The following is an 11,802-nucleotide window of genomic DNA, read 5'->3' on the forward strand; positions in this document are numbered from 1 at the left end:
CCTTCACTGCTTCGTTGTGTAATCGTATACACAATTGGATCGGGAGGACCTTTGCATGTCACAGAAATTGCGGCTTGGCGTTATCGGCGCCGGGCTGAAGGCGGCTGAATATGCGGAAAGCTGGGCGAAGATGCCTGAACTCGAGTTCGTGGCGCTCGCCGACACGAACCCCTCCTCCCGCCAGCGGCTGATTGACGTCTGCGTCGCTTCCGGCGCGCCGGCGCCGAGGAGCTTCGAGGACTATCGGGACGTGCTTTCCACCTGTCGGGACGAGCTCGATATCGTCTACGTCTCGACTCCGCACGCCTTCCACGGCGAACAGGCGGTCGCGGTTGCGGAAGCCGGTCTCGACCTCTTCCTCGAAAAACCGATGGTCACCACGGTGGCCGAAGCCGAGCGGCTGATTGCTGCGCAAAAGAAAAGTGGCGTGACGATCGTCACCGCCTTCCAGGGGGGCCTTTCGCCGCTGGTCATCGATACCCGCGAGCGCGCCGTAAGCGGCGAATTCGGCGATCTGATCGCGATTTCCGGGATGATCTGGGAAAGCTGGTCGAGCAACTACGACGGACACTGGAAGCAGCAGCCCGAAATCTCCGGCGGCGGCTTCATGTTCGATACCGGCGCGCACATGATGAACACCGTTTGCCTGCTCGCCAACTCCGATTTCGAAAGCGTCTCGGCCTACATGAACAATCATGGGAAAAGGATCGATATCGCAACCGCCGTCTCGGCGCGTCTCAAGAATGGCGCGCTTGCGACCCTGACGGCGGCTGGCGAAGGTCCTCCGGGCTGCGCCTCATACATCACGTTCTTCTATTCCAAGGCGATCGTTCGCATCGACGCCTGGGGCGGCTGGCGCGAAATCAGCGTAGGCCGCGCGAGTGGAGCGCGGGAGGAGGCCGAGATTCTCGGCAACCCGATGAAAAGCTTTCTCGCCATACGTGGCGGAACGATGGAGAACACCGGTTCGGTTGAAATGGGCTTACGATTCGCTAGGCTCTGGGATGCAATCAAGGAATCGGCAGCGGCAGACGGCGTCCCCGTCAGGATTGCCGCGCCGTAAGCGTGTGGAATGTCTGTAATGAGCAAACGACGGATGACCTCGAAGGAACTGGCAAAGCTCGCCGGGGTGTCCTCCGCGACCATTTCGCGGGCTTTCTCGTCGGATTCGAGGATCGGCAGCGCTACACGCGACCGCATCCTGGCAGTAGCGCGCGAACATGGCTATCAGCCGAATGCGCTGGCGCGTTCCCTGAACAATCAGCGTTCCCGTCTCGTCGCGCTCGTCGTCAACGCGATCGGCAACCCCTGCGAAGCCGAGGAGCAGCAACTTCTCGTCCAGCGGCTGCAGGCCCGCCAGCTTCTGCCCATCATCCTCTGTTGCCGCGATCACTCCGACCGGCTGCAACTGATGCGCCTGGCCTCGACCTATCAGGTCGATCACGTTGTCGTCTTCTCCGACATGGTCTCGATGCAGGACGCAGTCGATATCTTCCACACCACGAAACCGATCATCGTGTCCTTCGAACCGCTTGAGAACGAAAACGTCTCCAGTATCCGCATTGACGGCTCGGCGGCCGCCGACGAAATCATCGACAAGATCGTCCGCGACGGCAAGAAACGCTTCGCCTATCTCTCCGGCACCAAGTCCAGCTGGATCGACAAGCTGCGCCGCAAGTGGTTCGCCGATGCCCTCGCCAGACGCGGCCTCTCCCTGGAAGCTGAGGCCTTTGGCGACTACGGATACGATTCCGGCTTCAAGGAAGCCGTTCTCCTGCTGCATCGCTCCAAGGTCGACGCGATCATCTGCGGCAACGACGTGATGGCGATCGGTGCCCGCGACGCGGCCCGCCGCGTCCTCGGCAAGAACACGCCCGACGATATTGCCATCGTGGGCCAGGACGGCATCGCCATGGCGGCCTGGGATTGCAACGATCTTACGACGCTGAGCCTCGACCATACCGCTTTCATGGATGCGGTGGTGGAGCTTATCGAGCGTCACGAAGCCGGACTCGAAGGCCCGCACAACATGATGCTCACCTGCACGGTCCGCTGGGGCTCAACGGCGTAGCCGCTATAACAATCATTGCATGAGCTAGCTCAAGCGAGCGAACGGACTTGGCGATACTATAGGCGCGGCAAGCACAAGTCCGCCGCGGTGGACTTTATGCTTCTGATTCGTCTCTTTGTGACTGCTCGCTTTGGTGTATAGTCTAGGCGGGAAATTCGACACAGCATCAGCGTCTGCTCAGGAGAACGTTTCATGCGAGTCTCGAGTGTATTGGTTTCCGCCTTTTCATCCGCGCTATTTGTTGCCATCATCTTCGTGGCTGACGTTGCCTATTCCCAACAGGCACCTGCAGTGACCGTCGCTCCCGCTAAAATGATGGATCTGCGGGAGACCACGGACTTTACGGGCCGTGTCATTGCCATACAGAAGGTCGATATTCGCGCCCGCGTCGCCGGTTTCCTGGAGGCTGTCAAATTCACAGAGGGGCAAACTGTTTCCGCCGGGACGGTACTTTATGAGGTCGAAGACGGCACGTATCGGGCCGCTGTTCAGGAAATCCAGGGCTCTATCGAGGCTGCCGAAGCAGCGCGGGATCTGGCTGTCATCGAGCAGCGTCGTTCCCAGCAGCTCTTCGCCAACAGGACGATCCCGCAGGCGCAGCTCGACATTGCAAATGCCCAGGTAAAGAAGGCAGAGGCTGAGCTCGTCCGTCTCAGGGGCAGCAAGGCGAGCGCCGAGCTCAATCTTTCCTACACGAGGATCGTCGCGCCCTTCGACGGGATCATCGGCTTGAGCGCCGTAGATGTCGGGGCTCTCGTCGGTCCCGATTCCGGTTCGCTCGCTACTCTGACGCGGCTGGATCCTATCTATGTGAATTTCCCAGTCGCGACCTCGCTTTTTCTTACCTATCGCGAGCGCGTGCTGAGGGGAGAGGCCCCTCCGGGCGGCAATGTCGGGATAACTCTGCCTAACGGAACGATATATCCGTCGAAAGGGGAGATCAATTTCGTCTCCAGCGACGTGGCGCAGGGTACCGATACGATCCTGGTGCGCGCCGAATTCGCCAATCCAGATAAACTCCTGCTCGATGGCACGCTCGTCAGGGTCACGTTCGAACAGCTGGACAGGCAGGATGTGCTGGCCATACCGCAGGAGGCTGTACAACGCGATCAGCAAGGCGCCTTCGTGATGGTCGTCGGCGCGGATTCCAAGGTTGAACTTCGTCGTATCGAAGTCGCTCGCTCTACGCGCGGCCAGTCGGTGATCGCAAAAGGCCTGAAGGAAGACGAGCGCGTTATAACAGATGGCGTCGGCAAGGTACGACCCGGCATGGTCGTCGATGCTGCACCTGCCGCAGACGGCTAAGCCATGATCTCCGCAATCTTCATCGATCGCCCGCGATTTGCCGCCGTCATTTCCATCGTGCTGACGCTTGCCGGCCTGATTGCGCTGACAAGATTGCCGATCGCCCAGTTTCCCGATATCGTCCCGCCGCAGGTCAGTGTCACGGCTAACTATCCCGGCGCCGGCGCCGAAGTGGTCGAAGCGACCGTCGCTCAGCCGATCGAAAGCAAGGTCGTCGGCGTTGACGACATGCTTTACATGAAATCCACGAGCGGCGCTGACGGATCCTACAACCTGACGGTCAGCTTTGCCGTCGGGACGGATCCGGATATCGCCACTGTCAACGTCCAGAACCGTGTGTCGCTCGCCGAAGCCGGCCTGCCATCCGAGGTCAAGCAGACCGGCGTCAGCGTCCGCAAGAAATCCTCCGCCCTGATGCAGGTGATCGCCATCTATGGCGAGAACGACAGCTTCGATTCGCTGTTTCTTTCGAACTACGCGACCATCAACATAATGGATACGCTCAAGCGGGTGCCGGGTGTCGGCGATGCATCGATGTTCGGAGCCCAGGACTATTCGATGCGCGTGGTCCTCGACGTCGATCGCCTCACTAGCCTCGAGATGACGCCAACGGATGTGATCAACGCCTTGCGGGCACAGAACGTCCAGGCCGCCATCGGCCGTATCGGCGCCCAGCCGATGACGAACGACCCGCTGTTCCAGCTCAACCTGCAGACCCAGGGGCGGCTGACCGATCCCGCAGAGTTCGGAAACGTCGTCTTGCGGGCACAGCCCGACGGCTCCTATGTTCGCATTCGCGACGTTGCCAAGGTTGAGCTCGGAGCAGCGAGTTCGGATTCCAGCGCGCGCTTCAACGGCAGGCCGGTCGCCATGATCGGGACGTATCAGGCTCCCGGCGCAAATGCGCTTTCCGCAGCAGAGGGTGTCAGGGCGGCGATGGAGCGCCTCTCCCGCGCCTTTCCGGAGGGTCTCACCTACAAGATTTCCTATGACACCTCCGAATTCGTCGAGGCGAGTGTGGAGAACGTCGCCCATACGCTGATCGAGGCGTTCGTGCTCGTCATCGTCGTCGTATTTCTCTTTCTGGGCAGCGTCCGTGCGACGCTGATACCGCTGGTCGCCGTTCCGGTAGCCCTTATCGGCACGTTTGCGGTCATACTGGCGATGGGCTTTTCGCTGAATACCGTGTCGCTGCTGGCGCTGGTACTCGCTATCGGAATCGTTGTCGACGACGCAATCGTCGTCGTCGAAAATGTCGAGCGGGTGATGGAGGAGAATCCTGGCATGCGTGCGCCGGAGGCAGCCCGCCTTGCCATGGGCGAAATCACCGGCGCGATCGTTGCGATCACCCTCGTCCTGCTTTCGGTCTTCGTGCCCGTCGCCTTCATTCCGGGTCTCAGCGGTCAGCTCTTCCAGCAGTTTGCGGTCGCCGTCTCGGTGTCAATGGCGATTTCTGCGATCAATGCCCTGACGCTCAGTCCGGCCTTGTGCTCAATCCTCCTCAAACCGCACCACGGACCGAAACGGGGCCTTCTTGGGTGGATCTCGCGCGGCATTGACCGCAGCCGCGACGGCTATGCGTATGTCGCCGAGCATATCGCTCGCAGAGCCATTGTCGGCCTCGTGCTGCTGGCGATCGCGATTGGCGCCAGCGGTTGGCTGTTCCGTGTCGTGCCGACCGGCTTCCTGCCGAGCGAGGACCAAGGCGCCTTCTTTGTGGAAATCCGTCTGCCGGATGGCTCATCCTACAACAGGACCGACACGATTGTGCGCCAGGTCGAAACATTGCTGGGCGGCATCGAAGGAGTCGCGAACGTCATCACCGTCACGGGCTACAGCTTTCTCGATGGCCTGGCGAAATCGAACAGCGGCTTTGCCGTAGTGACCATGAAGCCCTTCGCCGAGCGCGAGAGCGCAGCCGCCTCGGTCGATTCCGCGATAGCGGCCACCATGGCCAAGGGCACGACAATCAGGGGCGCTCAGGTCTTCGCCTTCAACCTGCCCCCGATCCTCGGTCTGGGTACCGGCTCCGGCTTCGAATATCAACTGCTCGACCTGCAGGGACGCCCACCCACGGAACTTGCCGCGACGGCCGGCGGGCTGATCGTGGCGGCGAACCAGAACCCGATGCTCGGGCCGACTTTCAGCACCTACTCGGCAACCTCTCCGCAACTCTATCTCTATCTCGATCGCGATCGCCTGCAGGCTCTTGGGGTGTCGGTCAGCGATCTGTTCGCCACGCTGCAGGGAACGCTCGGATCGTATTACGTTAATGACTTCAACCTCTTCGGCCGCAGTTGGAAGGTCAATCTGCAGGCTGCCGAGACAGATCGCGATTCCGTCAACGACATTCCACGCCTGCATGTCCGCAATGCGTCCGGCGAGATGGTCCCCGTCGCATCCGTGGCGCGCGTGGACTACATCGTAGGCCCGCAATCGATCGTGCGTTACAACAACTACCGCTCCATCACGCTGAATGGCCAGCCGGCCCCCGGCGTCTCGTCCGGCCAGGCGCTTGCTGCGATGGAAGCGCTTTCGGCAGCGACGCTTCCGGCAGGCTACAGCTTCGAGTGGACCGGAACAGCGCTTCAGGAGCTCGAGGCGGCTGGCCAGACCACCGTGATCCTGGCGCTCGCCGTCCTCTTCGCCTACCTCTTCCTGGTCGCTCTTTATGAAAGCTGGACGATTCCGATCCCGGTTCTGCTTTCGGTGGCGGTCGGTGTCGCAGGCGCTCTTCTTTCAGTGTTGATTGCGGGTCTGTCATTCGACATCTACGCCCAGATCGGGCTTGTGGTCTTGATTGCGCTGGCCTCCAAGAATGCGATCCTGATCGTCGAATTTGCCAAGTTCCAGCGGGAGAAAGGTGCAGGCATCGTCGATGCGGCCATTCAGGGCGCCCGGACCCGCTTCCGGGCAGTGATGATGACCAGCTTCGCCTTCATCGCCGGATTGATCCCGCTGGTTATCGCGCAGGGGGCTGGCATGCTCAGCCGCCGGGCGGTCGGCACGGGTGTTGCAGGCGGCATGCTGGTGGCCGCACTCGCCGGGATCTTCATCATCCCGGCCCTCTATGTGGTCTTTCAATCGCTCCGGGAACGTGCGCATAAGCTTGCTGGCGGCTCGCAGCCGCAGCCCGCCGCCGCGGCTGCCCCAGAGGGTGAGCGGCCACATGAGCCCGATCAGGTTGCGAGTTCCACGCAAAGGCGTGCCGATTTGAGTTAGCACAAAGCCGCCGCCTGACGGAGGAAAGTCCGGTTCAGCTCGGGATCCTTGCTTTCCTTCACTAGGCGGGCATCCGGCGCTAGAAGGCGAGAGCGTCGGCGATCCGCCGAAGGACACCGCACTCACCTCTCAGCGCGAACCAAAGGACCAATTATAGGATGATGCCGGGTCGTACACGCAGGCATAGTCGAGGATGCACATCTTTCCGTTGGCATCACGCAAACTGGTCGTGTCTCGCTTGTCACCCAACCGGCAACGGGCTGGCGGATAACGGAAGCTGCGGCCGCCGAAACCGACGCGGACAAAAACTGCCTTCTGTTGGCGGATGATCTGCGCAAGCTCGTTGCAAGTGTAAGCCCCGGAATTGACGTTCACGGCCTCGACGGCAAGGGCTGATGACGGGAGCAAAAACGCCGCGGCTAGGATCACGCTCTTCATGGAAGGTCCTCCCCTGAAGCCAGTTAAGCAGCGGCGTCCGCGGCATTCAAAGCAAATTTTGGAGAGGTGTTGAATTCCGCGCCGGCACTGCGGCCGGAATCGCGAGTGACACGACACGAGCGCCCAAAAAAAGACCGCCCCGGCTGAAGGAGGCGGTCAATGCGGATACGATATCCGCTGGCCACGGTGCGCGAGGGGGGTGGGGAAGCACCGAGGCTGTACTAAACGCCTCATCGGGGGAGTTCGCCGATGAAGCTATAAGAAGGTACCATTCCGTTGCACCGCGCGAAATTATACAGAGGTTGTCCCAATCATAGACCCATGGTCAGGTCGCGGCACCTTTCCCGTCCCCTTACACTCCGGACTTGGCTCAGTGCCGACCCAACGGTTCTGTTGAAATTTGAGAGGCGATATTGACCGTGGAATGTCAGCCTGCTTCGGACAGTGCTTGCGCGGATAACAAATGCCGCCGTCGGAAGCTGCACATGTTTTTGAACTCGAGCATCGGCTGGAGTGCCGCTCGGTCCGCGGCGATCCTGTGCGATGCGGCAGCGATGGTCACATTGCGAGGGCTTCGGTTTCGGCGGCCGCCATTGCCTTGACCAGCGAAAGGACCTTCTCCCGCACCTTTGCATCTGTAATTTTTAGGTATGCCTGATTGAGGGCGAGCCCCTCCTTCGAGCGCAGGAACTCGCCTACTGGATCAGCGCTGTCCGGAGTTTCGTCTCCATCAAGGCGCCGCGGCGATGCTCCGTCCTGCTGAAAGAGGAAGCTTGGCGGCACGGAGAGAACTTCAGCGATCTTCAGGAGCCGGCTTGCACCGATGCGGTTCATACCCTTTTCGTACTTCTGCACCTGCTGGAAGGTAACGCCGATCTGTTCGGCCAGTTGCACTTGGCTGAGCCCGAGCAACAACCGGCGCGTTCTCACTCTCGAACCTACATGGACGTCGATTGCATTGGGAGTTTTTGCGTTCATTTCACTGTTTCCCAGGAGGCACGCTACTGAATGGCACCTGTTCCAGGGTAAGCCGGGCAGGCCGCCCTTCGGGTCCCAAATCGCTCAGCTTACTGCACCGCATCCAGCGGCCGCAGACGAGGCCGCTGCGTGCACCTCCTGCAAATGGACGTAAGCCGGACTATTACTGTTACACCATCCTCCCTGCCCGTTGCTATTGTCGGGAGAAAGGCTCCAACTATTAAAAAGGAGGGGATGACCTATACACGAGCTTAAGAGCTTTTATACGTGCTTGACCGCTCCCGCGACTTTCAGCGGCCGGTGACCTGGACCCCCACGTCAAACGTCCAAGTCGGCTTGCCCCATTCAGCCGGCAGTGGCGGAAATGGTGAGAGGCGGCGAACGTCAGCTGCAACATCCTGATCCAACTGTAGAAGTCCAGAGCTTTGCGTTATGGACAAACCAGCAAGTGAACCATTGGCACTAATCGTTAACTTGACGCGTACCGACATCGAACGGCCCATGCGTTTGTATTCGTTTGGCACCTTTACGCCGCGATTGATGCGGGATCGAACTTTGCCCGGATAATTGGCTACAGCCGCACTGCCTGCTCCATCCGAACCGCGCGCTGAACGGGAGTTCTGGTTCGACTTCGCAAGTTCTTCGCCGTCGTTGGCGCCACGCTTCGAATCCTGCTTATTCTCACCCTGCGAGCCGGCAACCTTCTTTTCGACCTTCTTCGGCGGCTCTTTCTTTTCCGCCTTCGGCTTTTCGACCGGCTGCACGGCCTTCGGCTTCGGCGCGGGCATCGGCATCTCTTCCGGCTGCACCGGCTCCGGCAGGGCTTCCGCAGTTTCCACCGGCTCAAGGGACTTTACCTCTTCCGGTATCTCGGTCGCCATCGGCTGGATAACGGAGGTCTCCGTCGGAACATTCGAGGTCAGGACTTCCGGTTCTGCAGCGGTGACGGTCTCTGCAGATGCCCGCGTCACTTCCTGCACCGGCCGAACCGGCTCGGCTTCCACAGGTTCCGCCCTTTCCGGCTGCACTTCGGTGGGCTGAACCGTTTCCGGCCGAACGGTCTCAGCCACCACTTCTTCGGGCTGCGGCTCTACCCGCAGGTCGGGGTCGCCGGCAGACGCCTGGTCGACCTCGGAATCGCCGAGAATGACGACGCTGACGGTCTCGCCCGCCTCCTCCTCCGGCTCATGCGGCGTCACCACGAAGCCGACGGTAAGCACGGTGAAAAGTATCGCATGAAAGGCAAACGAGGTCAGGCATGCTACGGCGACATTGCGCTTGCGGAGCTTCGGGGCAGCGTCCTGCTTTTCAATTGCGCCCTGGTCCATGGGCGGCGCATCCGCAGCACCAGCCTTCGGGCCCCGCGGATGTTCCGGGAAGCATTCGATCTGAGCGAAACGGGTATAATGGATGATGGCTTCGCCAGCGGGCTGGCGCGCCGCATTGCGCAGTTCCGGCATCTCGTGCCCGGGAAGGAGCCCGGGCGGGTTGTCGTTCGAACCGCCCACATCCTGCTCGACGAAGAACGCGTGCCGCGACCTGGATTTCGCTGAAACTACCATTTGCCTTGCCCCGGCCCGTTGGAAACTGAAGCCTCGCCGAAGGTCACTCCGGCGCCATTCTTCACCCTTCGAAGGGAACGGAAATCTGCGAGCGAGTGACGAGACCCTTCATGCATTCGCCGGCCGCCGGACCATCGCAGACCGGCGTATCGTTGATCAGGATGCGGGTGACCGCCTCGCACTTGACGTTCGGCATGTCGAACTGGCGCACGCGCTTCTTGCCCTGCGGCAGATCGCGGAAATCGAAAACGGTGATCTTTTCGACGGTGTTCTTGTCGTTGAAGAAGGCGAGCTCGAAGGAAATCTTGTTGACCGGTGAGCCCAGCTTGTTCAGCGCCACGAAGGTCATCATGCAGCCCTTCTGCGAGGGCGTCAGGGCGTTGAGCTCGACTTCGAGGGCATTTGCGGGAGCCGGAGCGGCAGCGGCGGCATCCTGTGCATAGGCGGAGAAAATGCTTCCAGCCGCCATCAATCCGCCCACCACGAAAGTTGCAAACCTGCCTGCCGCCAACATCACTTCTCCATTCATTTCCGAAACTTGACTGAAATAGTCATATATCAGAGACGGACGGCGTTCGCCAGAGCGGCTACAGCTCTATAATCCGCTGGAGAACCAGCAGGGGGCGAAGCATTGCAGTTGCGCAACACCGAGACGATTGAGGCATAAGGCGTCAAAGGGCATCCCGAGGCTTTTAGCAGATCTCGTGCCGACGACCGCCGCGTATCATTTCCTTCGCGACGGTCAAATCCATCATTCAGGGGCCGCTAGGCGGCCTCAGGACTTGGGTAGCCGGTAGTTTGGATCCAGATGCCCAACTTTTACCGGGAAGATGTTGGCCAAACCTTCGCGAAGTTCGTCCTCATTGACGGAGCCCTTACCGGTCGTGTCGAGTTTTGCCCACCGGTCCTCGTTATAGCTAGCATCGTAAGGCCGGTCGTTGAGTGCGGCGAGGCGCGTTTGGCCATCCAGATATTCGCTCTTGGTGAGCGTGCCGTCTTTGTTTGTATCTGCCCATTCCATCGCCTGACGGGCCATGCGCGCCTGGAATTCAGCGACAAGTTCATCATCGGTTCGCAGTGGCGGCGCCTTTGGTGGCTGTTGAGGCGACACCTCCATGCCCTCATCTTTCACGGACGGACTCTTGCGCGCCTTCGGGACGAACAGGCTGTAAACGGAATTGTCAGATCCTACTTTCATAAAAATGATATCCTTTTCTGGCTGACCTTACGCAAGGCCAAGTTGTGGGCCGATACTTGTCCGGACCTTGCCAAAAACGCGAATTGGCGAGTTGCGCTACAACTGAAAAGGATTAATGCGTCGGCCTAATGCAGCCGACGCAACGACCGTGATTTTTATGGCGCTCAGGAATCCGGCCGGGCAAGGACCGTAGAGGCATTGCGGAAAACCGCTGCTTTCTTATCCGACTCGCTCAACCGGCCGATGCTTCAGCCCAATCGTGCCACTCCGCCTCACTGCCACGGAATACGTTGAGGTCGATCCTGCCTTCGACGCCATGCGAGAGGCCGGAGCCCGAATACTGCCAGAAGAGCCACTTTCGTCCCGGATAGACCTTGGCGGGGTGAGCGGCTACCGAGCGCAGCCAGAAGTGATAGTTGGGGAACGCCCCCTGCAGATTGTCGCGATAAAAGTCGGGGGCGGTGTAAATGATCGGGCGTTGGCCGTAATGCCTCTCCAGCTTGTCCATGAAGACCTGCATCTTCTCCAGCACCCGCGCCCGCGAGGGCTGTTTCCTGCAGCTCGATTCCCCGTTCCACTCGACGTCAATGACTGGCGGAAGAGCGTCCGCGTCCCGCGGGACGTTGCGGATGAACCAGTCTGCCTGCTCCCCGGCGGTCCGGCACCAGTAGAAGAAGTGATAGGCGCCGCGTTTAAGCCCGGCCTCCTTCGCGTTGCGCCAGTTCTTTCGGAACATCGGATCAAGATGGTCGCCGCCATCGGTCGCCTTGATATAGGCGAAGTTCGCGCCTTGTGTCCGCAACTTCGCCCAGTCGATCCCGCCCTGCCAGCGCGAAACGTCGACGCCGTGCACGGCGAGCTTCCGCGGCGAGGCGGAACCGAAATTGATGGGCTTGGCGTCGCGGAAGCGGCGGCTGTAAATCTGCGTCCTCGGCGACGGATCGATCGCGGGGGGCGCGGGGTCGACGGGGGCGACGGGGGCGAAGGCGGCAGTCGGAGTTTCCGCCGGATCGGGCATGGCTGCCGGT

General features: G+C 60.5%; 10 protein-coding genes. 4 read left to right on the top strand and 6 right to left on the bottom strand.

The window, feature by feature from the left end; all coding sequences use genetic code 11:
• The first annotated feature begins 55 nt into the window (after window positions 1–55).
• The 4 genes from HGP14_RS27690 (at window position 56) to HGP14_RS27705 (ending at window position 6,598) form a co-directional block, all read left to right on the top strand.
• Entirely contained in the window at window positions 56–1,063 is a 1,008-nt protein-coding gene (locus tag HGP14_RS27690; RefSeq protein WP_168833076.1) for a Gfo/Idh/MocA family protein, read from the top strand.
• 9 nt (window positions 1,064–1,072) lie between these two features.
• The gene (locus tag HGP14_RS27695) at window positions 1,073–2,071 is read left to right on the top strand and encodes a LacI family DNA-binding transcriptional regulator (RefSeq protein ID WP_168833077.1); all 999 of its coding nucleotides are present in this window, start codon (window positions 1,073–1,075) and stop codon (window positions 2,069–2,071) included.
• A 192-nt stretch (window positions 2,072–2,263) separates the two neighbouring features.
• A complete protein-coding gene (locus HGP14_RS27700) occupies window positions 2,264–3,376 on the top strand; it encodes an efflux RND transporter periplasmic adaptor subunit (RefSeq protein ID WP_168833078.1) in 1,113 nt (370 codons plus the stop codon).
• Between the two features lie 3 nt (window positions 3,377–3,379).
• The gene (locus tag HGP14_RS27705; RefSeq protein WP_168833079.1) at window positions 3,380–6,598 is read left to right on the top strand and encodes an efflux RND transporter permease subunit; all 3,219 of its coding nucleotides are present in this window, start codon (window positions 3,380–3,382) and stop codon (window positions 6,596–6,598) included.
• 129 nt (window positions 6,599–6,727) lie between these two features.
• Here the strand turns inward: HGP14_RS27705 and HGP14_RS27710 are convergent, their stop codons facing one another.
• From HGP14_RS27710 to HGP14_RS27735, 6 genes are all read right to left on the bottom strand, one after another.
• Window positions 6,728–7,036 carry a hypothetical protein gene (locus HGP14_RS27710; protein ID WP_168833080.1) on the bottom strand — a complete coding sequence of 103 codons (309 nt, stop codon included), beginning with the start codon at window positions 7,034–7,036 and terminating at the stop codon, window positions 6,728–6,730.
• A gap of 558 nt (window positions 7,037–7,594) precedes the next feature.
• Window positions 7,595–8,014 carry a helix-turn-helix domain-containing protein gene (locus HGP14_RS27715; RefSeq protein ID WP_168833081.1) on the bottom strand — a complete coding sequence of 140 codons (420 nt, stop codon included), beginning with the start codon at window positions 8,012–8,014 and terminating at the stop codon, window positions 7,595–7,597.
• A gap of 290 nt (window positions 8,015–8,304) precedes the next feature.
• On the bottom strand, window positions 8,305–9,576 hold the full coding sequence (locus HGP14_RS27720; protein WP_168833082.1) for an energy transducer TonB: 1,272 nt from the start codon (window positions 9,574–9,576) through the stop codon (window positions 8,305–8,307).
• 61 nt (window positions 9,577–9,637) lie between these two features.
• A complete protein-coding gene (locus tag HGP14_RS27725; RefSeq protein ID WP_409527110.1) occupies window positions 9,638–10,090 on the bottom strand; it encodes a hypothetical protein in 453 nt (150 codons plus the stop codon).
• Window positions 10,091–10,351: 261 nt separating this feature from the next.
• Entirely contained in the window at window positions 10,352–10,774 is a 423-nt protein-coding gene (locus HGP14_RS27730; RefSeq protein ID WP_168833083.1) for an EF-hand domain-containing protein, read from the bottom strand.
• A gap of 232 nt (window positions 10,775–11,006) precedes the next feature.
• Window positions 11,007–11,802, bottom strand: a 796-nt coding sequence (locus HGP14_RS27735) for a GH25 family lysozyme (protein WP_205927370.1), incomplete at its 5' end; no start/stop codon positions are given.

Source organism: Rhizobium sp. P32RR-XVIII, assembly GCF_012641395.1.
In the GTDB taxonomy this organism is placed as follows: Bacteria; Pseudomonadota; Alphaproteobacteria; order Rhizobiales; family Rhizobiaceae; genus Rhizobium.